We start from the raw sequence: 21,656 nt of genomic DNA on the forward strand, positions 1-21,656 counted from the left end.
ATAGTTAAAGGGTCCGCAGGGCGCAACGCCGAAAAGCAAATCAGCGAATATTCTTTATCCGGTTTCCCAATCCCTGTAAAACCCGCGCGCATGAACGAACAGCATCCAGAAGTTACAGACCTCGGAAGGTCAGGCGTTGTGGCCATTGTCGGCCGTACCAATGTCGGCAAGTCGACCCTGCTGAACCATCTCGTCGAAGAGAAGGTCAGTATTGTCAGCGATACGGTCCAGACCACACGGAACGTGATCCGCGCGATACTCGCCGAAAAACGGGGGCAGCTTGTTTTTCTGGATACGCCCGGAGTGCACAAAGCCGAAGGGGAACTGGGTAAAAATCTCAACAAGGCTGCGCGTTCCGCCGTGCAGGGAGTGGATGCCATTCTGCTGGTGCTCGATGCCTCCGCAAAACCTGCGATGGAGGACGACGGCTGGTTTCGGCGCATTACCCGCGAAGAGGTGCCGGTGATTGTTGCTTTGAATAAATCCGACCGCCGCTACAGCTGCGCCGATCAATACCGCGAAATGTGGGACGAGGTTAAAGCTGATCGGGCTTCGGACAAAGAGGTCTCCTGGATGGAGGTTTCCGCGTTGCAGGGTGATCAGATGCCCGAGCTGCTTACGGCCCTGTTCGAAACTGTGCCGGAAGGGGAGCCGCTTTTTCCCGACGATATTCTGACCGACTATCCGCGGAAACTGAATATTGCCGATGTGATCCGAGAAAAATATTTTCAGCGTCTGGAACAGGAACTTCCGCACGCCCTGGCCATCTGGGTTGAGGACATTGATGAGCAGGAAAAGAAATGGACCGTTGAGGTTGCGGTGATGGTTGAGCGCCATTCCCAGAAAGGGATCGTTATCGGCAATAAAGGGCGCCTGATCAAATGGGTGCGCGAACAGGCCGAGAAAGAACTCTACGAAATGTACGGCGTCCGTTTTAAACTCAAGCTCTGGGTGAAGGTTGAAAAAAACTGGCGCAAGAACTTCTGGATTCTCAAAAAACTCGGCTATGCGTAATTAAATAAATTCCAGAGGTTGGAATTTTTTCAGCAGTACCGGCGTCGAGTCCACCCCCATATGTTTTTCGAGCAGGGTGGCGTAAATGCATCGGTAGTCCGTGGTGTGGGCGAGATCGCCCTTGATCAGTTTGTCGGGAGCGAGGCCGGGCCGTTTTCCATAGAAACCGCCTTTCACTGAGCCGCCCATGATAAAGACCGGAGCTGCGACGCCGTGGTCGGTTCCGCCGGAAGCATTTTCTTTGACGCGGCGGCCGAACTCGGAATAGACCATGACCGCAACGCGCCGATTGTGGCCGGTGTTTTCAAGTTCGATGTTGAATTCGAGCAGCGCTTCAGAAATCTCTTTCATCAGGTTGGCGTGTGCTCCGGCCTGGTTGGTATGGGTGTCGAATCCGCCGCGCGAAAGATAGTAGACCTTCGAGGGCATGCCGCCGCGGATGAGCTGGGAGACCACTTTGAGTTCCTGGGCAAAACGACTCTGCGGATAGTTACGTTGCGGTTTGACCTTTTTAAGAATGGTATCGATTTGCTGTGCGCTGATTCGGGCCTCGGTTGCCGTTTTTTCAAGATAGGCGAGGGGGTCAAGTGTTCCGGTGGCCGGAGTTCCTCCTCCGCCGGAAAGCGCACCGATGGATCCGCCGGACATTTCGTCATCGTCGTCCATGCCCATCATACTCCTCATCAGTTCTTCATCGCCACGCGCTTTTTTCACGGCGAGCCGGCGGGGATCAGAGAAGGTAACCCCGGTGGGCATGGCGGCGGAAAACGCCTGCGGATTCTGTTTGCCGACGGCGAGTCCGACGCTGGCGGGCTGGCCGGCACAGTAGCGGTCGAAATAGCGGCCGAGCCAGCCGTACTGTTCAACCGTGTCGGAGTCGGAACCGGTATGCCAGATTTCGGTGGAACGGAAATGGGAGCGGTTGGGATCGGGATAGCCTACTCCCTCGACGATGGCGAGCTGGCCGGTTTCGTACAGGGTTCTGAATCCGCCGAGGTTGGGATGGAGTCCTGTGGTGTTGTTGAGTTTCAGTGCAGCGGCGGGCTTAATGCCCAGTTTCGGACGGGCGTTGTAATAATGATCGTTATCAATCGGGATGACGGTATTGAGTCCGTCGTTGCCCCCGGCAAGCTGAATGATGACCGTGACGGGATCGGAGACTGATGAGGTGTTTGCGTAAAGACTGGAAGCGGAGAGGGTAATGGTTCCGCCGAAGGCTGTGGTGTAGATGAATTCGCGTCTTTTCATGGTTTTACTCCTAAGTGAGCTGATATTGCGGGGTACTCATCAAGACATGCAGGATATTCCGGACATCGGAATCTGTCCAGTCGCTGACCGGATTGAGGTGGTCAAAATAACCGTCGATTTTGCTGCGGTCGGCCGGAGAGAGAACGGTTTGATAAACGTTCAGTTCAAGGTGGTTGCGCGCCTGTTCGAGACTGTTCCTTTTGTCCCAGGGCAGCACGTTGGCGGTATTGACGATATATCCTCCGAAACGTCGGTCGTTTTTACCTTCGCCGGGCGGAAGCCGTTTGCGTTGGTTGATCAACTGTTTTGCGAGGTTGTAGCGCGAGGTCAGTGAAGAGGTGGTGATCCAGGCGTAGCCGCCGTCCCAGCCTTTGACATTGGGCGGTGCGAACAGTTCCTGTCCGAGGCTGCGCAGGGCATTGATGCTTTGGCTGGTGTCGGGTTTCCGGATGCCGAGGGCGATGCAGGAGCCGACGAGCCATTGGGCCGGACTTTTGATTTGTGTGTGCATGGCTTGCGGGCTGTAGAAGGCTTCGCTCATGAATATGCTTTTGAGCAATGGCTGCAGTTCATAATCATTGTCGCGGAACTGTGCGGCGAGTTCCTGCACGATATCCGGGGAGGGATTTTCATAAGCGAAAAAGTTCCAGAGTCTGGAAACCAGAAATTCCGCAGCCTTTTCCTGTTCCAGAATTATCCGGATGATGTCGTGGCCGGTGAAGTTACCGGTCCGGCCGAAGAAGGTTTTCGGTTTGCGGTCGTGATTCCTGACATTATTGAAAAACGCGTATCGCTTCGGATGGACCATCCAGCCGGTGAACGCGCGGGCGGCTTCCTTGATATCGTCTTCGGTATACCGGCCTTCGCCGAGCGTGAAGAGTTCCATCAGTTCGCGGGCATAGTTTTCGTTCGGGGCACCGGCCCGTGAACGGGTGTTGTCGAGGTAAACGAGCATGGCCGGATCCTGCGAAACGGCGGTGATGAGTTGCCGCCAGTTGCCGAAGGCGTTGCGCCGCAGGGTCTGGTTCTGGGCATACATCATATAGGCCGAGCGGACTTTGCGTATGCTGGTGGCAAAGTGGCCGTGCCAGAAAAGAGTCATTTTTTCCTGCAGCGGGCAGGGGGAACTGATCATACGTTCGAGCCACCAGCCGGTCAGTTCCCGTTGCTGTTGCGCAGTTTCGCGCTGGAATTTTCGGCGGTAGCGTCGCCGTTCGTCGTCGGTGAGAGCGCGCAGCATCTGAAGATCCGGTTTCACGGCAGCCTCGGGGGTAACCCATTCCGGCGGGGTGATATTTGCCGGTGTCTGAAAAAGCGCGTCGACGGCATCTTCCAGAGATCGGGAGGCGGCCAGGCTGATCTGATCCGGCGGCGCGCCGAAGCCGCTGCGCGCAAGCAGATGCGCCGCGCATGGGTGATTCCAGTGTTGAGGTTCGAGCTTTTTCATGGTCGGTCGGCAGAGCTCCTTTCAACAGGGTTGACGATGCCTGAGCTTATCAAACGGACAGTACGGTGAAGATATTGTTCGGAAAGAAAGCCGGCTGCGGTTGAATTAACAGGCGACAGATTGGGAAAAAGGGCTTTTATATTGCCCGTTCATTGGAAATAATGGCGGCTAATTATTGGACATTTTATGCGTCGATCCTATTTATCCATATTATTACTTTTTTCGTTGTTTGTTGTTTTTAAAGCGGTTGCGCAGGAACCGGTTCCGAAGCCTCAGAGTTCACGTTATCCGAACATTCGAGCATCGCTGGATGACGGTTTTTTTGTGCTGGCGGAACAGCAGGCCCGCGGTGTGGTTCTGCTTGAGCCGAAAGAGGAGGAGGCGATCGAAGCCAATCTGCTTTTGGCGCATGCGCTGTGGGGGCAGAAGCGATACTCCGAACTGCTGCGGGAACTGCAGGACCTTTCCGGAGATCCGGGATTTGTCTATTGGCGTGCCCGAGCCCATTTCGAATTGCGCCAGTATACGCAGGCGCTGGATATTCTGAACGCTTCAGAGGAAGAGCTCGGCAACAGCCGGTATGCTCCTTCTGTACTGAGGCTAAAGGGGTTTCTGCAAAAGAAGATTGGTCTTCTTGACGAGGCAGAGGCGACGTATAAGAAATTTGCTGCTGATTTTCCGAATAACCGTTTTCAGACTGAAAACCGGTTTGATATTGCCGAGGTGTACACCTTGCAGCAGCGGATACCGGAGGCCATTGCGATCTATGAAGGGTTGAGCGAGTCGGTGCGCGAAAATACGGCGGAAAGGGCAAGGCTTAAACTTGCTCATCTGTTGTATACACAGGGCGCAGACGAAAATTTTGATCGGGCCCGCGGGCTGTTGAACGGGCTTGCTACGAATGAAAATACACGGCTGATTTATCGTATTGATGCCTGGGTGGACCTGGCGGCTCTGGAGCAGAAAGCCGGTGATATTGAAGCGACCGAGGCGGCGATGCGTGCAGGCATTGCTCTTTCCCCCGATGCCCGGCAGCGGGTTCCCTTGAAGCTGGCGCTGGCGAGGGTGTTGCTGGATGAAGAGAAAACAGATCCTGCGCTGAAGCTGCTGGAAGAATGCCGTGCAGAGGCCCCTGATCAGGAAATCGCCGCTGAGCTGCAGTTGGAAAAAGCAAATGCTTTATTTCAGGCCCAACGGTATCAGGCGGCAGAGGAGGCCTATCAGGTATACCTCGATGTGGCAGTGGATGAAGCCGGTTTGGCGGAGGCGTATTACGGAAAAGGGCTGTGCCTCTGGAAACTGGCCCGATATGCCGAAGCCGCCAGTGTTTTTGACAAAGCATACAAGGCGCTGAAGGATCCGGAACTGAAGGCCAATGTGCTGTTCAAGGCGGCGGACAGTTATTTTCAGGCGGACCGGCTCGAGGATGCGGAGAAGCGGTATCGATCGTTTGTAACCGACTTTCCGGTGCATGAAAAAATGCCGAATGCGCTCTATCAGCTGGGTCTTTCTCTGATGCGGATCGGCCGTCGCGATGAAGCGCTGACGACTTTCGGCATTCTGGAATCCAATCATGCTGAAAGTCCGTTCGCGGAGCAGGCGGCTCTGCGGTCGGCTGATGTGCTGCGTGCCAACCGGGAATGGGATGCCTCGTTGGAAAAATATGATCAGATTATCGGGACCTACACCAACGCTTCCACTGCTGCAACCTGCCGGTTCATGCAGGGGCTGGTCCTTTATGAATATCTGAAGCAGTATCCTGAGGCTCAGAAAGCCTTTGAAGAGGTAATCGAAAAATATCCAGACAGCGAATATGTAGAACAGGCTGAATTCATGCGGGGGTTCAGTATGGCCTTGCAGGGGTTTTATGAGGAGTCAATCGATGCCTGCATGGGGTTTGTTGAAAGATATCCGGAGTCTGAATGGTCGCCCAAGGTGATTTTCTGGCTGGGCGAACAGTTTTATAATCAAGGACGCTATGAAGAGGCCGAACCGCTGTTTCTTCGAATTGCCAGGGATTTCAAGGGGCATGAATATGCCGCGCGTGCGCTCTACTGGGCCGGCCGGGCGGCGGCGGCGCAGTCGAATTATGTGAATGCCATAGAACGGTATTCCGAGGTGGCGAAAACCTACCCCGATAGCGATGTTATGCCGCAGGTGCGCTTTGCACAGGGCGATGCGCTGACGGAGCTGGGTCAGTTTGCCCGGGCGATTCTTGCGTTTGAAGAGATCATTAAGAACTATCCCGACAGTTATCTGGTGAATTCGGCCTGGGGACGGAAGGGTGACTGTCAGTTTTCGCTGGGGGTGGATAATCCGGCTCGTTATGTGGAAGCGATGAGTTCCTATCAGGCGATTCTTGACCGGCCGTCTGCACCGGTCGGGTTGAAGCTCCATGTGGAAAATAAAATCGGTGAGTGTCTGGAAAAGACGAATGTTTCGGACAAGGCATTCAGCCGCTACATGAATGTAGTCTATACTTTCATTAATGAAAACGTTGAGCGGTCGCCCTATACGGTGACGTGGTTCACGCGTTCGGCCCGTTCGGCCGGGGCGATCAAAGAGCGTCAACGGGCCTGGAAAGAGGCCGTGCAGGTTTATGAGCGGTTGCTGGAAGCCAATGTGAATGAATCGGCTAGCCAGTGGGCGAAAGAACGTATTACCAAAATTAAACAGGAAAACTGGCTGCTCTTTCAGGAGCAGGAGGAGCGTGAATAGAGGAACCGATGTTTTCTGATTGCCGAAGATTGATGTGCGGGCCCGCTATGCCCGTGTATAGCCGTCAGAGTTCAGGGGACCGTATTCAGAATTCCGGAGGCACTTATGTTGGAACTGATGGTTAAAGGGGGCTGGATTATGTGGCCGCTACTGGTCTGCAGCATTGCAGCTGCAGTTCTTTTTCTGGAGCGCGTGTTTCATTTACACCGTGCACAGATCAAGCAGGATGATTTTCTAAGCGGAATCTATACGATCGTGAATCGCGGCAATACGGCCGAGGCGGTTTCGATCTGTGACCAGACTCCTGGGCCGGTTGCGCACATCATTCGTACAGGGCTGCTTCATGCTGATGAAAAACCGGAGGAGCTCAAACAGACCATAACAAAAGCTGGTCTGGGTGAAATTCCGCGTCTGGAAAAAAATCTGGGCGGACTGCTGACCATTGCCCAGATTACACCGCTACTGGGGCTGCTGGGCACGGTGGTCGGTCTGATTCAGATTTTTACGGCGATGCAACAGAATGCACCGCTGGCTGAGATTGGAGATCTGTCGGAGGGCATATGGCAGGCGCTGATAACCACGGCGGTCGGCCTCTGTGTTTCCATTCCTGCCTTTGCGGGCTATAATTTTCTACTGAGCCGGGTGGAACGCATTACGCTGAATATGGAGTATGCGGCTGAAGAGGTTTATCATTTTCTGGTTTATGACCGTACCGAAGGCGGAGTCGACGGTAATGAAGCCCTTTGATCCCCATAAAAAAAGCCAACAGCTTCGTAATTTTAAGCCCACCCGTAAACCGGCCGGGGTGTTTACCATTGCGCTGGGCTTCTGTGATTCCTCTCTGCTGGCCCTGGCCTTTTTTCTGGTGGTTTCTCCGTTTGTTATGCAGCCGGGCATTAATATCACGTTGCCGGAATCCCCATTTTCGGGGGGGGCGCGTTTTGGCTCGATGGTGCTCTCGATTACGCGCGGGGAATGGTACTTTTTTAATAATGAGCGGCTCGACGAAGCTGGGTTGCGGGAAGCACTGCGGGCTGCGGCATTGTTGCACCGGGACAGTGTATTGATTATCGAAGCCGATGAGCATGTATCGCATGGGGCCGTTGTAAAGGCCTGGAACGCGGCACTTGAAGCCGGAATTTCCGAGGTGTCAATTGCCACACGGATTTCCGCCGTTGAAGAGGGGGAGCCGTGAGTCGCCCTCTGTCCAGGGGAATGATGATGGCAACAGGGATTGCCGTCGTATTCCATGCCGCGCTTTTTCTGCCGATACGCCCCCTGGTGGGAGCCACGGCCGGGGTTCATATGGACGTACCTTCAACGCGTTATCAGTCCGGCGGTCATACCTCTTTTTCACGGTCAGGCCCCCGGGTCCGAACGGTTTCTTCCCCGGTTCTGTTTTCGCTGCCTTCGAAGATGGGATTCAGCCGGGAATTTTTCAGAGAGCGTATCCAGACACCCCGTTTTGATCCGGGGTCCGGGACTCCCGAACGTTTTCTGGATGTGCCGGGGATGCGGCGAAGAAAAGCGTTGAATTCCGAAAACCTTATGCTCATCGCACTGATCGGTTCTGAGCCAGCTGTTCCGGATGATGTTTATGGTGCAGATGTGGAAAAACCTGCTGCTCGCCGGGTCTCGCTGGCCCCGGAGTTGAAGTCGCGTTTGGTTGGTGGAGTTGTGCTGCCGGCGGAACTGAATCAGGAGGTTTCAAAGCCTTGGGCGGTACGTGCTGAAGTCAGCATTTCCGGGGATGGTTTGGTCGAGCATGTGTTTCTCGAAGAACCGCTCGACTCCGCACCGCTCAACCAGAGTGTGCTTAAGATGCTTCACGGGTTGAATTTCAGTGCAGGCGATCAGGTGGAAGGGGTGGTTGAAATCTATTCTCCGGAAACCCAGCCCGTGCCGCCATCCGTATCTGATGCCGGGGAGGAAGAATGACTGGGATCAATGTTGAAATGCTATTGTCGGCGTTTGTATCTGTTCCGTTGTTGGTGACCGGTGTGCTTGCGGTGTTTTATAATGTCCGCGCGAAGCATCGTCCTATGCGAGAGCGTGAAAGTATCTATGAATGTTCCAACTGCGATCACGTTTATGCCTTTGCCCGAAACCGTCCGATGGACCGCTGTCCCCGGTGTGGTCATTTGAACGAAGCTGTGCGGACGTAAATCCGCACAGGGTGTTCACAGACTGTAGCGCGGGTTATGTCAGTGGACCGCCGGGGTTATCGTGGATGACCGTATCGGTGAGGGCATCGGCCCTTTCCGGATGATCGGACATGAAATGAAGGCCGCGGCTCTCTTTGCGCTGCTCGGCGGAGCGGATGATCAGTTCCGCTACGTCGGCGATATTTCGCAGTTCCAGCAGGTCGGCGGTGACGAGATAGTCGCCGTAATACTGCTTGATTTCCTGGCGCAAGTTGCGGATGCGCGCCCGTGCGCGGGCCAGACGGCGCTCGGTGCGTACAATGCCGACGTAGTCCCACATGGCGGTGCGGACTTCATTCCAGTTGTGTTCCACCACAACCGCTTCGTCGGATGAAACGGCTTCGCCGCATCGCCAGTCCGGAATGACCGCATCTTCGCTGAATTCTTTCCAGACTTTGGAAATTTCGACGGCGGTGGCGTGGCCGCAGACCAGGGCTTCGAGCAGCGAGTTGCTGGCGAGGCGGTTGGCACCGTGCAGGCCGGTGCTGGCGACTTCGCCACAGGCATAAAAACCGGGGAGGGCGGTTTTCCCATTCACTTCCGCCACAATGCCGCCGCAGGAATAGTGACAGGCCGGAACGACAGGGATCGGTTCTTTTGCCATATTCACGCCGTAGCGAAGGCAGGCGTTATAGAGGTTCGGGAAGCGTTCGCGCAGGAAGGATTCGGAGCGGTGGGAAATGTCCAGATAGACGAATTCATCGCCGTGTTTTTTCATGACCGCATCAATGGCACGGGCGGTGACATCGCGGGTGGCGAGCGAGCCGCGTTCATCGAAATCGGTCATGAATTTCCGTCCGCGGATATCCATCAGTTCGGCTCCTTCGCCGCGAACGGCTTCGGAGATCAGGAAGGATTTGGCGTCGGGATGATAAAGGCAGGTGGGATGAAACTGCACAAATTCCATATTGCGGATGGGCAGTCCGGCACGCCAGGCCATGGCGACGCCGTCGCCGGTGGCGACATCGGGATTGGAGGTGTAGGGATAGACCTTTCCGATTCCACCGGTGGCTAACACCGTGCAGCGGGCGTGTACGGCAAAAATCTGCTCTGTTTTGGTGTCGATAAAATAGGCGCCGATGCAGGCATTTTTTCCGGGATGTTTGGCCCAGTCGGTGGTGACGAGGTCGATGGCCATGAGATTTTCGCGCAGGGTGATGTTGGGATTTTCCTGAGCACGAAGGATGAGGGTTTGCATCATAGATTTTCCGGTGATGTCGCCGGCGTGAAGAATGCGCCGGTGCGAATGACCGCCTTCCTGGCCCAGATCGTATTCGCTTTCCTTGCCCTTCAGTTTGCGCAGGTCGAATTCAATGCCGAGTTCTTCAAGCTCGTGGATTCGGTCATATCCACCGCGTACAATCTTTTCAACAACGTCCGGATTACTGAGGCCGCATCCTGTGCTGAGCGTGTCTGCTACGTGCGCCTGGACGGTATCATCGGGATCAATGACGCAGGCGATGCCGCCCTGGGCATAGAAACTGTTGCATTCAGAAGCTTCAACTTTGGTGCTGACCAGGACTTTTCCATGTTTGGAAAGTTCTATGGCGGCTGTCAGGCCGGCAAGCCCGGAGCCGATGACGAGAAAATCTACGTTTTTAGGTGTGTTTTTCATGGGAGAATGGGGTTAGGTGTCAGGCCGACCGGCAATAATGAATGGCTTTCATTATCACGGATGCCGACTGTTTTATGCCTCTTGCCTCACTTGTTCTTTTTCGGCTTCGGCGTCTGCTTTAATTTTGGTGATGGTCTGTTGGCGGGTCTGCTGAATGAGACCTGCCTTGGCGGGATCCTGTTCGGTGGCCATCTGCTGGTCGAACATGATTTCGGTCTCGGCGACCTTGGCTTTCATTTTGGCATCGATATCGGCAATGGCCGCTTTCTGTTCATCGGAAAGTTCCCGGGATTCACCGCCGAGATGCTCCATGGCCAACTCATATGCACTTTTCATTCCGCTCATCTATTTATCCTTTCGGCCGGGAAATATACGTTTCCTGTTCGGTAAAGGGAAGGTTTAGCCGTTCGTTTCTTGCGGGTATACGAGGAAGGGGAGCTCTTCTTTCAGGTCGGGCCATTGCGGGATACTGCCATGGAAAACCAGTTGCCATTGAATACCGTCGTGGTTACCTGGCCGGGAAGCGGGCTGATCGGCGGGAAGGGTGAACCGGATCGCCTGTTGTGCGATGTTGTGTTGTTCGCTGCTGCGCATCAATTCCGTTTCGTGAATCGGCGTTTTTACAAGGGTGGTTGTGGTTTTTCCGCCGCTGCGACGGGTTTCGACAGTGAGCTTCAGGCATTTTAATGAAACGGTCAGTTCGTCGATCCGTTCGGCCCGGCCGTTGATGCGCCAGCGCAGGGCAACATGGGTGCCAGGGTGAATTTGGCCGGGCGTGATTTCGGCGGAGGGGCGAGGGTTGAAGAGGGCCAGGACGGCATAGATGGCGCCGGCGGCGATGGCGATGCCGAAGAGACCGAAGATGATGGGGAAGAGAATCGGTGCATCGGATTTGAGTATAAGGAAAACGACACCTCCCCAGATGCCTGCGAATAGTGTCAGTCCGAATGCTTTGGCGGCGGGAGATTTTCCCTTGAGTGTGACGATGCGTTTGCCGGCCTGTTCCGGATTGAGCGGGGTGCTTGCACTTTTTGTGCGGAATCCGGCGATGATGATCGCGAAGCCGATCGTGCAGAATATCAGAGGGATCAGGCCGAGGAGGAGGCTCCCGGAAGCATTACGATGGATTACCGATTCTGCCGGGTTTTCCGGGTTGACGTATATCGTAAATTTTCTGTTTTTTGGATAGCGTCGGATGATTTCAGCTTTACTTTCGTAGCCGCTGCTTGATTCGCCGATGAAGGTGTAGCGGTCCCCGAAATATTCGGTGCTGCCAATGTTATAACGATAGGCAATATACGGGCTGTAGGTGGTACCGTCATCGCTGTCGTGTGATTTTACTTTGCTGGAGACCACGGTGGCTGGAACTTCATTCCAGGTTTTTGCATCCTGCGTTTTCAGCAGTGGATCAGCGAGGAGCGGCTTAATCATCAGCAGACCGACTGCGGCAAATACAGAGCCGAAGGGAATGAAGAATGATTTTGTGGATTTTTCCTGTTTTTCCGTTTTTCTTCTGTTGCGGATCCGTATCCATGGAAGTCCGGCAAACAGCAGCCCGAATGTGCTGAAGATCATTCTGCCGAGTATGCCACCGGTGCCCGATGATGAAATCTTCATAAATCCCCCTGTTTTATATGCAGGAGGTTAGGTTAAAAGGGGTAGGCATAGCAAATCTGCAAAGCCGGTCCGTGGAGAGGAGTATTTACGAGAATGAGATCGCGGATTATTTTTGCATCTGCTGTTTGATGCGTTCCTCGATATCGTGTTCGTAGAGGGCGGTCAGGATTTCGTCGAGCGATCCCTCCATGATGCGGTCCAGTTTATAAAGCGTGAGATTGATCCGGTGGTCCGTGAGGCGGTTCTGAGGGTAGTTGTAGGTCCGTATTTTTTCGGAGCGGTCTCCCGATCCAACCATGGATTTTCGCTCGGAGGCCTGCTCTTCCGCGGCTTTTCGCTGCTGGTCGTCGTAGAGTTTGGCGCGCAGCATTTTCATGGCGGCGGCTTTGTTTTTGTGCTGAGAGCGTTCGTCCTGGCATTGGACGACGACGCCGGATGGAATATGGGTGATTCGGATGGCGGAGTCGGTGGTGTTGACGTGCTGCCCGCCGGCACCCTGGGCGCGGTAGGTGTCGATGCGGAGATCTTCGGTTTTTACTTCGATATCAACGTCTTCCACTTCGGCCAGTACGGCAACGGTGGCCGCGGAAGTGTGGACGCGGCCCTGAGTTTCGGTCTGCGGAACGCGTTGGACGCGATGGGTTCCCCCCTCGTGTTTGAGTGTTTTGTAGACATCATCACCTTCTGCAGAGAACGAGATTTCCTTATAGCCGCCTGATTCCGAGGGGCTGACATCAAGGACTCTGTGTTTCCAGCCGCGCACGTCGAAATAGCGGGTGTACATGCGGTAAAGGTCTCCGGCAAAAATAGCCGCTTCGTCGCCGCCGGTTCCGGCGCGGATTTCCATGATAACGTTGCGGGAATCGGTGGGGTCCGGCGGAATAAGTGCAATTTCCATTTCGCGTTCGGCGAGGGGTAGCTGTTCGGAAATTTCGGCCAGCTCCATTTCAGCCATTTCCTTGAGTTCATCGTCGGAACCTGCATCGGAAAGGATGGCTTCTGATTCTTCTTTTGAATGCTGCAGGACAATCACTTTTGAGGCACATTCGGCCAGTTTTTTCTGGTGGCCGTATTCGCGCATGCACTCCTGCATTTTTTTCGGATCGGACGAAACCTCGGGCAGCGACATGCGGGTTTCAAGTTCGCTGACGTTGGACTGGAGCTGATCTAAATAGGCTTGATCGACCATGGAGTACCTTGTTTTTTACCGCGAATACACGACCTTTTTGAAGGGGGTGCTTTGTGGTTTTTAGTGTGCTTTATGTCCTGTGAGGTTTAAACGCAAAAAAGCCGAACGTGCTTTCGCAGGTTCGGCTTTGCTGAGGGCAAATTGATTAATACATGCCTTCGGCGAAACGCTTCTTGAAGCGGTCGACGCGGCCTTCGGTATCGATCAGTTTTGCACTGCCGGTGAAGAACGGATGGCAGCTGGAGCATGTGTTGACATGCATTTCCTTAACGGTGGAACGAGTTGCGATCTCGTTACCGCAGGAGCAGCGGATCGTTGCTTCTTCGTACTTTGGATGAATATCTGCTTTCATGGTAAAATCCTCTAGTTCGTTAAGGGAGCGAGGTTTTTATATGAACGACGGGCTTGACGCAAGGCTGATTTTTCTTTTTTTCCTACTTTGCTCTTCCGTCCTTTTGGAGGCTTGAGTAGGGTTTCCAGCCTATGTGGAATGTGCACCGAATATTTGGGCGGTTGACAGGGCTTCTGGTGGCGGGGGTGCTTGTGACGGCCGATGCCCAGCAGGAGCTGCGGCAAAAGGGGCGGGGAATGACGCGGAGCGAACTTGCGCGTTTGAATCCGCAATCCGAATCAACGAGTGTGCTGCTGGAGTCGGTTAAGGCACTGCTGAAGAATGAGCAGCTTGAGGAAGCTCTGCCTTTTCTGAAAGAAATTCTGGTTCGTCTGGATGGGGATGATGAGAAAAAGGCCCGGCAGACCCTGGCTTTTACGCTCTATCAGCTGGCTTACTGTCAGATGCAGTTGGGGGAGTATGTCTCCGGGGCCCGGAATTTTGTCCGTTTTGCCGATGCATTTCCGGATGATCTTCAGCAGGAGTCAGCCCGGGTGATGGCGGCCCAGTGTCTGACGATGGTGCAGCAGTGGCCGGCGGTGGAGGAGCAGGCGATGTTGGTGTTGCAGAACCTGCGGCTGACTGAGGAGCTGAAGATTCCCGCAGTGCAATTGCTGGCCGAAGCTCGTTATCAGCAGGAAAAATGGGCCGAGGCGATCAAGCCGCTGACGTCACTTTACCGGATGGCGCAGAAGGATACGGTCCGGTCGGGGGCGGCGGTTATGCTGGTGACCTGTTATGTGCGTCTGGATGATTTTCCGAATCTATTTCATTTTCTTCCGCATTGCGACCGGGTGTCGCGGCATGATGTGGGGCTGAATCTGGCGCTGCTGGAGGCCGGCGATTCGCATTATAATAACGGGGAATTCCGGAAAGCTCTGCTGTTGTATCGTCTGGTGCTGACAAAAGCCGAGCTGACTGCACATTATGAGGAACGGTTGCGCGACACCAAGGCGGCTATGAAACCGTTTGTTGCGGACGGGAAGCAGACGCTGACGGAATATAAGGAGCGTCAGCTGAAGCGTCAGCAGTTGTTTGATCGGCTGAAGGCGCAGTATGATGTAATCGTTGATTTTCAGGATTATGATATGGATGTCATGCTGCGTATGGCACAGTGCTATAATGATTTGGGGCGGAACTGGCCGGCCCATGCGATTTATCATCGCATTTTTGATGAAAATCCGGAGGGTGAGCTGGCGGATCAGGCTCGGTATTCCGCGTTTACGGTGATGATTGATGAGCGGGAATGGGCGATGGCCACGGTGGAGGGGTATGCCTACGTCGAACAGATGCCAAACGGCGAATTCCGTGATGATGTGACGTTGAATCTGATGCAGGTGCGTATGACCCGGCAACAGTTTGAGCTGGCCTATGAGATGGGGCAAAAAGCGTTGGAGCTTTCGCCGGATCATAAATATATCGATCAGATCACGTATCTGATGGGATACATCCGTTTCCATAGTCTGGATTATCAGGAGGCCCTTCAGCATTTTACCCGGGTGCTCGGGGAGTGGCCGGAGAGCCGTTATTATGAATCATCGGAATACTGGCGTGCCATGACTCTGTTGTTTCTGGGAGAATTTGAGAAGGCGGAGTCGGCCTTTGCTGGGTATCTGAGTAATCCGAAGTATGAGGGCAGGCTTTATGAAGAGGATGCGTCGTACCGTTTGGGGATTGCTCAGTACGGTGCGGATAAATTTATTGAATCGGAAGAGACGTTCCGGTCTTTTGTGGACCGTTATCCGGAGAGTACGCTGCTGTCCGAAGCCTATGCCATGCTGGGGGATCTGCGTGCAGCCGAGAGCGATCTGGATGTGGCACTCGATTATTATGCATTGGCCCGCGAGAAGGCGCAGAATATCGGTCAGGTGAATTATCCGTTGTTTCAGGCGGCCAAGGTGTTGGAGATGGAACGGCGTTATGTCGATATTGTGGAAATGATGTCGGACTATCTCGGGCAATACGGGTCCGAGGGCGATTTTGCCAATGCGGCGAACTGGAAAGGCAAAGCCTATAAAGGGATGGATCAGTATTCCCGTGCGCTGGAGGGCTATTTTGAGGTTGTGAATGCTTACGGAAATGATGCTTCTCTGAGTGGGGTGGATGTCATTCTGAACGAAATTGTGAGCGACTACCGGAATCCGGAGCTTGCGAAGAATCAGACGATGATTATGGAAGCTCTGGATGAGCATCTGCATACGGTTTCCGGGAAGGCTGAGCGTACGTTGGTGTTGCGGTATCAGACGGTGTTTGCCGAAATTGCAGAGGGTGGGGAGCGTGAGGCTTTTGTGGAGGCCGTTGTGCAGGCCAAAAATATTCCGGCGGCCGGATCCGGTACGTTGCTGTTGATCGCCCGCGAGGCGGTGAAATTGAAAGATTGGGCGTTGGTTCATGAGGCAGCCGAACGGTTCTTGGCGAATTTTCCGGTTTCGAACCAGATGCTCTATGTCATGATTGCTGATCTCGATGCATTGATCGGGGAGGGGCGCTATACTGAAGCGGCTGAGCGGTCAGAAGAAATTCTGTTGAAGTTCGGTTACAGTAAGTCGGTTGGGTATGCGCGTAAGCGGCGAGGTGATGCGTTTCGTCTGTCGGGTGATTTTGAGCGTGCGCTGGAGGCGTATGCTGAGGTGCTTTCAATTCGCGAATGGCGCGGGGCGCTGACGCCGGAGGCGCTGTATTGGTCGGGAATCTGTAAAATGGAGCTTGGGGCGACGGATGAGGCGTTTGCTTATTTTCAGCGTATTTATGTGCTTTATGAGGGGTATGCCGACTGGGTGGCGCCAGCCTATCTGAAGAGTATTCAATGTATGGAAGCGTTGGGCGGTTACGAGCAGGAAATTGTCAATACGCTGCGTGAGATGCTTGCGAATGAGCGTGTAGCGGCTACGCCGGAAGGGAGCGATGCGGCCGAAAGGCTTGAGGCGCTTCAGGCCGGGGAGGTGGTACCGTGAGAATAGTTTTGAAAATGGCGGCGGTGTTGCTGTTGGCGGTGCTGTCTGTTTCGGCTCAATCGGAATATGCCGCGAAAGTGACTCTGAACTCGGGGAACTCTTTTGTGGTGAAGATGCTCAATATTCAGGGGGATCGGCTGAAGCTGGATACAGGGGAGTCTTCATTTGCTTTGTCGATGATTCAATCCATTGAATTCCGTTTTTCGGGTGTGGGTTTAAATATGTGCGAATCGATGTTCCATCGTGGCGATCGTAAAGCGCTTGAGGGGCTTTTGGATCAGTATGTTGGGCCGGTGGCGCAGTATAGCCACCTGTCGACTAATCTGGGGGATTATCTGATATGGTGGCTGAGGTGCCAATACTGGAACGGGAATGCCGCCGGAGCCGGAGCCACGGTGGGGTATATCCGGAAATCCGGAAATAAAAGGGATATGGATGTGGCGGGGATGTATTTCACTATGATGCTGTTGGATCAGGGAAAGGTGGAGAATGCCCGGACTGTTTTTTCAAGTGTTGGATATCCGGCGGATATTTCCGAGCCCATGACGGAATATATTCAGGGCCGTTTTGCGTTGGAGGCGGGGGATCTTAAGGCTGCAATGAAGCATGTGGCGAAAATTATTGCGTTTCATATTCGGGATGAGGAGTGGCTTCCGCCGGCTACGGTGCTGGAGGCGGAGATTTATCAGCAGTTGGGACAGCCGGTTAAGGCTGCGGCAGTTGCGGAGGAGCTGATTATTGCCTATCCCGATTCGCGTTGGAGTCGGCGGGGCGAAACGATTAAAGTGGAATCAACAGGAAGTCGTGGAGGTTAGCGTTATGAAAAAAGGTTATTTAGGAGTTTGCGCAATGGTTGTGTTGCTGATCGGTATGATGCTGCCGATTGCAACGACGCTTGCGCAGGAGGTCGGGGTGGATGCTGCAGCGGTTCAGGCGGAGGCCGCGGAGTCGGTTACCCTCGGGGCGCTTTTGAAGCAGGGGGGCTGGGCTATGTATCCGCTGGGGCTGTTTTCGGTAGCGATGTTTTATTTTATTATTCGTAATCTACTGCTGCTTCGAGAGAAAAATATGCTGCGGCAGGATTTGAAAGAGCAGATTGAAGCGCTGATGCGCAAACGCGATGTGAAGGGGATTCGCAGTCTCTGCGCGGAAAATGACAGTTTGATCACGGCGGTGCTTGATGCCGGGATGGAGCGGATTTCTGAGGAGCATGAATACGATTCTCAGCATGTGATGGAGGCCATCGAGGAAGCGGGCAATGAGCAGATGGTGATTTTTATGAAGCCAATCAATTTTCTGTCAATCATTGGCGGAACTGCACCGATGCTTGGCCTGCTCGGTACGGTTTCGGGGATGATTAAAGCATTTTCGATTATTGCCCAGGGCGGCATGGGAGATCCCGGTAAGCTGGCCGGTTCCATCGGCGAGGCGCTCATTACAACTGCAACCGGTCTTGTGATTGCGATTCCGGCGATGTTTGCTTATTTCCTCTTTAAAAATAATTTCATCAAAACGATGTCGACCATGGGACGTTTGGTCGGGCATTACATGAATATTTTCCGTTATGCCAAAGTGGATTGATTCTGAAATCAGGCGGCTTTTTTGAAATTTAAAATTCCAGCGGAAGGTGGCGAAGACGAAATCAACATGGCCCCCATGATTGATATGGTCTTTCTGTTGCTGATTTTTTTTATGGTGGCCTCGCATATGTCAAAGATGGATCGCACGCCAGTTGAGTTGCCGGTCGCCGACAAATCAAAGGTTCCGGAGCGTGCGCATGGACGTCAGCTGATCACGATTCGGTCTCATGATCAAACAGGTGAAGAGGTGGATGTTATCATGAATCTCAAGCCTGTTCAGGTTGAGGAAATTGCTCCTTATGTCAGCAAATTGCTCAGTGAAGATCCGAAGGCCGAGGTTTATCTTCGGGCCGATCGTTATGCAAAGCATAAGCACGTCAAAAAGGTTATGGCGGCCTGTGCTGAAGGCGGAGTGGTGAATGTTATTTTTGCAACGTTTGAGTCGGGGAACTGAGTATGAAAACTTGGGTCGACGAGCTCGTTAACGAAAAAACGGAACTGCAGATTGCTCCGCTGATCGATGTGGTTTTTTTGCTGCTGATCTATTTTATGGTCAGTGCGCAGTTAAAACGCACAGAGGCTGATCTGGATCTCGCACTTCCTGGTGCTGTTTCGGTGTCAACTCAGATGGAGATTCCTGATGAGCAGATTATCGAAGTGCTTGCTTCGGGCGAAATTGTGCTGAATAACAAGGTGTATGTTTCTCCGGACAAAGCCGATCTCGCGGGGCTTGAATATACTCTTTTGCGATATGCTCAGGCGGCAAAGATTTCTAAAACCAAAGCGGTGATCACCATTGCGGCTGATGATGATGCCGTGCATGAACGCGTGATTGATGTGCTCAATGCCTGCGCCGGTGCCGGAATAAAAAATGTAACGTTTGGAACTGCGGAGTAGTTTCTGATCTACGGAAGCTCCGGAACCGGTCAGTTTTCAGCTTCCGGGAAATTGCGGGTTTTGAAATCAGTCGGGTCGGGGGAGGTCCTTGCGGGAATATCCGACCTCGGCCAGTACTTTATCGGTGGTTTGGAAGTGGCATTTGGCAACGTCCAATAAAATCCCCGGGCCTTTGTCGGCCACCAGCTTTTCGGCTTCGCGTCGTACTTTTTCGGATGCGCCTTTCGGAGCCTCAAAGTGATGCGCTTTTCCCATCTGTTTGAGGGCATAAATGAAGCCGGCGCGAGCCAGAATAGATGCGGCCGCTACGGCGGGATCGGATTCGGCTTTTGTGCGCTGGTCCAGCTGGATCTTTTGCCCTTTTTCCATAAGGGCTCGTTCGATCTGATGAGTGGGGCCGAATTTGTCGGAGAGAGCCCGGGGGCAGTCCGGAACTTTTTCAAGTAGATTCTCAATGGCGCGGGCGTGGCCCCAGGCCAGCATTTTGTTTACATTGCGGATTTTTGAATACATCCGGTTGTAGGAGCGTGGGCCGATGGTGATCATTGCACAACGGTCGCCCAGCAGTTTTCGAATGTCGCGCGCTAAATTCAGGGCAACATTGTCGGATGAGATTTTTTTAGAGTCGCGTACGCCCATTTCCCGAAGTTTATCGACGAGCTCTTCATTCACATAGGCCGAGGCGATTACGAGCGGGCCGAAAAAATCGCCTTTGCCGGATTCATCAATACCCATGTGGGGCTGGATGGCTTCGGGGTCATGTAAATCTTCATAGCCCAAACGGGCTTCATGAAGAATTTCGGTTTCGAGTGTGAATGTGATCCATTCCCGGGCAGCTTTTCCCTGAACGAGCAGTTTTCCTGAGTTATAGAGGTTGATGCGGCAGTCTGGAAGGGAGACGGCTATTCGTGTGTGTGGCACCTTCTCGGGCAGATATGATGCCGATTTCAGCAGTGTGTATGCTGCCTCCTGTTGTTGTGGCGTCAGTTTGTAGGTAAAAGAATTGGTTTTCATCGAGGATCCATAGTTATCATTAAGTCAGTCTATATAAATGTTGGTGTGTGGAAAGTGGTGCCTAAAGTGCATTATACTCGGGGCAGGTCAAAGATGAAAAAAACAGGAATTGTATTCGTGCTGCTGTTAATCGGTTTTGTTTGCCGGAGTGCTGCCGCGGTGGACAGGTTCGCCTCTGCATCCCTGGTGCCTACTCATGCCGATGCGGCAATTGTATTCGGGAAATATTTCGGTTTGTTTGATCAGTATATTGATGAAAATGCATCTCTTACGGATTGTGTTAAATTTTTCAACAAACACGGAGTTTATTTTGGTTTAATGGAAGTTGTTAATGGGTCAGAGTTTACGTTCAGGGATTGTGCTCGGGTAATGGGGCAGATTGAGTTGCTTTTATCGGGTGAGGCTGAATATTTTATGGGCAAAGTAAAACTTCCCATAGGCATTGCATCCTGGGAGGAATTCTGTATTATGAATCGTGTTGATTATACAGAAGGTCACGCTGCAATGCTCGACACATTAAAAATGTTGTCCCGCTTAAAGCGTTAGTTTTACTTGCGTGCAGTGCGTTTTTTTTATAACTGTTGGAAAATTAACTTAAGGATAGGGGCATGATTAGACACAGTTTTATCTTCGGTTTGGCCGTTGCGGCTTTATGTGGGTTGGGCTCCAGCCGTGTTATGGGCCAAGAGGTTTATTCTGAGGGGAGCTCCGCGCTTATTGCCGAGTCAGCGGCGGCAGTGAACAGCGCGAAAGCTGAGGTTGAAAAGGCCCGCATAGCCATTGCAGAGGGTAAGCAGTTCATTGCGGCAATACCTGAAGATTCACCGTTGATGACTGATGTGGCTATGGTTCTTGAAGCGGCCTCTGAAAACTGGAAAATTGCAATTGATTCGATGAAAGGCGCTCAAGAAAGTGCTGATAAAATTGCAACGGCTTCCTCCGATGAAATTGCTAGTGATTATGCCCTGCTTGCAAAAGTGAATGCAGGGGTTGCTCATTCCGGCGCCAAAGTGGTTCAAATTGCTCTGCTCTATATTGAAGCTGTTTCAGAGGACAGAGCGGAAGCGTTGCCTGTTATGCGTGCGTCGCTGCAGGATGCATTGGCCTCCAGTTCTCAGGTTCAGTTCAACTATGACCGAGTTAAAAAAATTATTGCTCGAAAATATTCCAAATAATAAGGAGAGAGGGACTATGAAAAAACTTTCCAAAATAATGCTGGTTACTATCAGTTTAGGCTGCTCTGTGCTTAATACATTTGCTGTTGATTCAGCCGGTGCTGCGGGTGATTTGTCTGAAATTGCAAAAATATCGGTAGACGCCAAGGTTGCATTGGCTGAGGCGGCTAAGGCTGGCAATGCCGATCAAGTTGCAGAGGCTGGTGAGCGTTCGGATGCTGTTGATGCTGCCATGGCCATGGCATTGGAGGCTTATTCGTCAATGGAAAAGGCGGTAGAGAGTGGTGATGAAGATGCCGCACAATCAGCTGTTGATGATATTGCAGCTGCCGTTCAGAAGGCCAAGGATGCGCTCAATGGAGTTATTTCGCAAGATGTGAAAGAGGCTGTTAAAGATTGGAATGAAGCGAATGAAAATGCGGGAGGAAGTGCTAGGAGACCGTATGATATTCCGAATATTTATGATGTTCCTTGGGATTCTGATCAGGTAAGAGGTTTTTATCAGCAGCAGTTTGCCAATCTCTGGGTTTCTTTGGGTATTTCTCCTAGTGATTCGGAAGCTACGCCGGAATAAACGGACTTTTGAAAAGTAT

General features: G+C 52.9%; 22 protein-coding genes. 14 read left to right on the top strand and 8 right to left on the bottom strand.

The window, feature by feature from the left end; all coding sequences use genetic code 11:
* On the top strand, positions 1-1,014 hold the full coding sequence (gene era, locus P9H32_RS14015) for a GTPase Era (protein WP_322610332.1): 1,014 nt from the start codon (positions 1-3) through the stop codon (positions 1,012-1,014).
* Here era and P9H32_RS14020 read toward each other — a convergent pair whose 3' ends face one another.
* Both P9H32_RS14020 and P9H32_RS14025 read right to left on the bottom strand, forming a co-directional pair.
* Positions 1,015-2,262, bottom strand: coding sequence for a DUF1501 domain-containing protein (locus tag P9H32_RS14020; protein ID WP_322609533.1), 1,248 nt, complete (start codon positions 2,260-2,262; stop codon positions 1,015-1,017). It abuts the gene before it with no gap.
* A 10-nt stretch (positions 2,263-2,272) separates the two neighbouring features.
* A complete protein-coding gene (locus tag P9H32_RS14025) occupies positions 2,273-3,709 on the bottom strand; it encodes a DUF1800 domain-containing protein (RefSeq protein WP_322609534.1) in 1,437 nt (478 codons plus the stop codon).
* Positions 3,710-3,895: 186 nt separating this feature from the next.
* Here P9H32_RS14025 and P9H32_RS14030 point away from each other — a divergent pair, with 186 nt between their 5' ends.
* From P9H32_RS14030 to P9H32_RS14050, 5 genes are all read left to right on the top strand, one after another.
* Positions 3,896-6,427, top strand: coding sequence for a tetratricopeptide repeat protein (locus P9H32_RS14030; protein WP_322609535.1), 2,532 nt, complete (start codon positions 3,896-3,898; stop codon positions 6,425-6,427).
* A 105-nt stretch (positions 6,428-6,532) separates the two neighbouring features.
* Complete coding sequence (locus tag P9H32_RS14035; RefSeq protein WP_322609536.1) at positions 6,533-7,174, top strand: MotA/TolQ/ExbB proton channel family protein; 642 nt, start codon at positions 6,533-6,535, stop codon at positions 7,172-7,174.
* Entirely contained in the window at positions 7,161-7,622 is a 462-nt protein-coding gene (locus P9H32_RS14040) for an ExbD/TolR family protein (protein ID WP_322609537.1), read from the top strand. Before P9H32_RS14035 ends, P9H32_RS14040 begins: the two co-directional genes overlap by 14 nt.
* Positions 7,623-7,642: 20 nt before the next feature.
* Positions 7,643-8,365: a hypothetical protein gene (locus P9H32_RS14045; protein ID WP_322609538.1), complete on the top strand. Its 723-nt coding sequence runs from the start codon at positions 7,643-7,645 to the stop codon at positions 8,363-8,365.
* Positions 8,362-8,592 (top strand): hypothetical protein, encoded by a 231-nt coding sequence (locus P9H32_RS14050; protein ID WP_322609539.1) that lies wholly within the window; start codon positions 8,362-8,364, stop codon positions 8,590-8,592. The genes P9H32_RS14045 and P9H32_RS14050 overlap by 4 nt, the downstream gene beginning before the upstream one ends.
* A gap of 34 nt (positions 8,593-8,626) precedes the next feature.
* Here P9H32_RS14050 and nadB read toward each other — a convergent pair whose 3' ends face one another.
* From nadB to rpmE, 5 genes are all read right to left on the bottom strand, one after another.
* A complete protein-coding gene (nadB, locus tag P9H32_RS14055; protein ID WP_322609540.1) occupies positions 8,627-10,246 on the bottom strand; it encodes an L-aspartate oxidase in 1,620 nt (539 codons plus the stop codon).
* A 72-nt stretch (positions 10,247-10,318) separates the two neighbouring features.
* Positions 10,319-10,591 (bottom strand): hypothetical protein, encoded by a 273-nt coding sequence (locus tag P9H32_RS14060; RefSeq protein ID WP_322609541.1) that lies wholly within the window; start codon positions 10,589-10,591, stop codon positions 10,319-10,321.
* A 54-nt stretch (positions 10,592-10,645) separates the two neighbouring features.
* Positions 10,646-11,677 carry a DUF3592 domain-containing protein gene (locus tag P9H32_RS14065; protein ID WP_431311702.1) on the bottom strand — a complete coding sequence of 344 codons (1,032 nt, stop codon included), beginning with the start codon at positions 11,675-11,677 and terminating at the stop codon, positions 10,646-10,648.
* Between the two features lie 292 nt (positions 11,678-11,969).
* Entirely contained in the window at positions 11,970-13,052 is a 1,083-nt protein-coding gene (gene prfA, locus P9H32_RS14070) for a peptide chain release factor 1 (protein WP_322609543.1), read from the bottom strand.
* Positions 13,053-13,197: 145 nt separating this feature from the next.
* Positions 13,198-13,404 carry a 50S ribosomal protein L31 gene (gene rpmE, locus P9H32_RS14075; RefSeq protein WP_322609544.1) on the bottom strand — a complete coding sequence of 69 codons (207 nt, stop codon included), beginning with the start codon at positions 13,402-13,404 and terminating at the stop codon, positions 13,198-13,200.
* Positions 13,405-13,544: 140 nt separating this feature from the next.
* On the opposite strand from rpmE, the gene P9H32_RS14080 reads away from it, so the two are divergent.
* Genes P9H32_RS14080 through P9H32_RS14100 form a run of 5 tightly spaced genes read left to right on the top strand, consistent with a single transcriptional unit; the run spans position 13,545 to position 18,874 of the window.
* Positions 13,545-16,397: a tetratricopeptide repeat protein gene (locus P9H32_RS14080; protein ID WP_322609545.1), complete on the top strand. Its 2,853-nt coding sequence runs from the start codon at positions 13,545-13,547 to the stop codon at positions 16,395-16,397.
* Positions 16,394-17,212, top strand: a complete 819-nt coding sequence (locus tag P9H32_RS14085) for a tetratricopeptide repeat protein (RefSeq protein ID WP_322609546.1) — start codon at positions 16,394-16,396, stop codon at positions 17,210-17,212. Before P9H32_RS14080 ends, P9H32_RS14085 begins: the two co-directional genes overlap by 4 nt.
* 34 nt (positions 17,213-17,246) lie before the next feature.
* Positions 17,247-17,978, top strand: a complete 732-nt coding sequence (locus P9H32_RS14090) for a MotA/TolQ/ExbB proton channel family protein (RefSeq protein WP_322609547.1) — start codon at positions 17,247-17,249, stop codon at positions 17,976-17,978.
* Between the two features lie 21 nt (positions 17,979-17,999).
* Positions 18,000-18,431: an ExbD/TolR family protein gene (locus P9H32_RS14095; RefSeq protein WP_322609548.1), complete on the top strand. Its 432-nt coding sequence runs from the start codon at positions 18,000-18,002 to the stop codon at positions 18,429-18,431.
* Positions 18,432-18,433: 2 nt separating this feature from the next.
* Complete coding sequence (locus P9H32_RS14100; RefSeq protein ID WP_322609549.1) at positions 18,434-18,874, top strand: ExbD/TolR family protein; 441 nt, start codon at positions 18,434-18,436, stop codon at positions 18,872-18,874.
* 66 nt (positions 18,875-18,940) lie between these two features.
* On the opposite strand, the gene rnhC is transcribed toward P9H32_RS14100, so the two are convergent.
* On the bottom strand, positions 18,941-19,888 hold the full coding sequence (gene rnhC / locus P9H32_RS14105) for a ribonuclease HIII (protein ID WP_322609550.1): 948 nt from the start codon (positions 19,886-19,888) through the stop codon (positions 18,941-18,943).
* 93 nt (positions 19,889-19,981) lie between these two features.
* Between rnhC and P9H32_RS14110 the strand changes: the two genes are divergently transcribed.
* The 3 genes from P9H32_RS14110 to P9H32_RS14120 all read left to right on the top strand — a co-directional run bounded on the left by P9H32_RS14110 (position 19,982) and on the right by P9H32_RS14120 (position 21,637).
* Positions 19,982-20,434 carry a hypothetical protein gene (locus P9H32_RS14110; protein WP_322609551.1) on the top strand — a complete coding sequence of 151 codons (453 nt, stop codon included), beginning with the start codon at positions 19,982-19,984 and terminating at the stop codon, positions 20,432-20,434.
* 62 nt (positions 20,435-20,496) lie between these two features.
* The gene (locus tag P9H32_RS14115) at positions 20,497-21,063 is read left to right on the top strand and encodes a hypothetical protein (RefSeq protein ID WP_322609552.1); all 567 of its coding nucleotides are present in this window, start codon (positions 20,497-20,499) and stop codon (positions 21,061-21,063) included.
* Complete coding sequence (locus P9H32_RS14120) at positions 21,020-21,637, top strand: hypothetical protein (protein ID WP_322609553.1); 618 nt, start codon at positions 21,020-21,022, stop codon at positions 21,635-21,637. Before P9H32_RS14115 ends, P9H32_RS14120 begins: the two co-directional genes overlap by 44 nt.
* Positions 21,638-21,656: the final 19 nt, after the last annotated feature.

It is taken from the genome of Pontiella agarivorans (assembly GCF_034531395.1).
Classification (GTDB): domain Bacteria; phylum Verrucomicrobiota; class Kiritimatiellia; order Kiritimatiellales; family Pontiellaceae; genus Pontiella; species Pontiella agarivorans.

Excerpts from the sequence above, each read along its gene's own strand:
- P9H32_RS14020 (WP_322609533.1), bottom strand. The coding sequence starts at position 2,262 with ATGAAAAGACGCGAATTCATCTACACCACAGCCTTCGGCGGAACCATT.
- P9H32_RS14025 (WP_322609534.1), bottom strand. The coding sequence starts at position 3,709 with ATGAAAAAGCTCGAACCTCAACACTGGAATCACCCATGCGCGGCGCAT.
- P9H32_RS14030 (WP_322609535.1), top strand. The coding sequence starts at position 3,896 with ATGCGTCGATCCTATTTATCCATATTATTACTTTTTTCGTTGTTTGTT.
- P9H32_RS14035 (WP_322609536.1), top strand. The coding sequence starts at position 6,533 with ATGTTGGAACTGATGGTTAAAGGGGGCTGGATTATGTGGCCGCTACTG.
- P9H32_RS14040 (WP_322609537.1), top strand. The coding sequence starts at position 7,161 with ATGAAGCCCTTTGATCCCCATAAAAAAAGCCAACAGCTTCGTAATTTT.
- P9H32_RS14045 (WP_322609538.1), top strand. The coding sequence starts at position 7,643 with ATGATGATGGCAACAGGGATTGCCGTCGTATTCCATGCCGCGCTTTTT.
- P9H32_RS14050 (WP_322609539.1), top strand. The coding sequence starts at position 8,362 with ATGACTGGGATCAATGTTGAAATGCTATTGTCGGCGTTTGTATCTGTT.
- nadB (WP_322609540.1), bottom strand. The coding sequence starts at position 10,246 with ATGAAAAACACACCTAAAAACGTAGATTTTCTCGTCATCGGCTCCGGG.
- P9H32_RS14060 (WP_322609541.1), bottom strand. The coding sequence starts at position 10,591 with ATGAGCGGAATGAAAAGTGCATATGAGTTGGCCATGGAGCATCTCGGC.
- P9H32_RS14065 (WP_431311702.1), bottom strand. The coding sequence starts at position 11,677 with ATGATTAAGCCGCTCCTCGCTGATCCACTGCTGAAAACGCAGGATGCA.
- prfA (WP_322609543.1), bottom strand. The coding sequence starts at position 13,052 with ATGGTCGATCAAGCCTATTTAGATCAGCTCCAGTCCAACGTCAGCGAA.
- rpmE (WP_322609544.1), bottom strand. The coding sequence starts at position 13,404 with ATGAAAGCAGATATTCATCCAAAGTACGAAGAAGCAACGATCCGCTGC.
- P9H32_RS14090 (WP_322609547.1), top strand. The coding sequence starts at position 17,247 with ATGGTTGTGTTGCTGATCGGTATGATGCTGCCGATTGCAACGACGCTT.
- P9H32_RS14100 (WP_322609549.1), top strand. The coding sequence starts at position 18,434 with ATGAAAACTTGGGTCGACGAGCTCGTTAACGAAAAAACGGAACTGCAG.
- rnhC (WP_322609550.1), bottom strand. The coding sequence starts at position 19,888 with ATGAAAACCAATTCTTTTACCTACAAACTGACGCCACAACAACAGGAG.
- P9H32_RS14110 (WP_322609551.1), top strand. The coding sequence starts at position 19,982 with ATGAAAAAAACAGGAATTGTATTCGTGCTGCTGTTAATCGGTTTTGTT.
- P9H32_RS14115 (WP_322609552.1), top strand. The coding sequence starts at position 20,497 with ATGATTAGACACAGTTTTATCTTCGGTTTGGCCGTTGCGGCTTTATGT.
- P9H32_RS14120 (WP_322609553.1), top strand. The coding sequence starts at position 21,020 with ATGACCGAGTTAAAAAAATTATTGCTCGAAAATATTCCAAATAATAAG.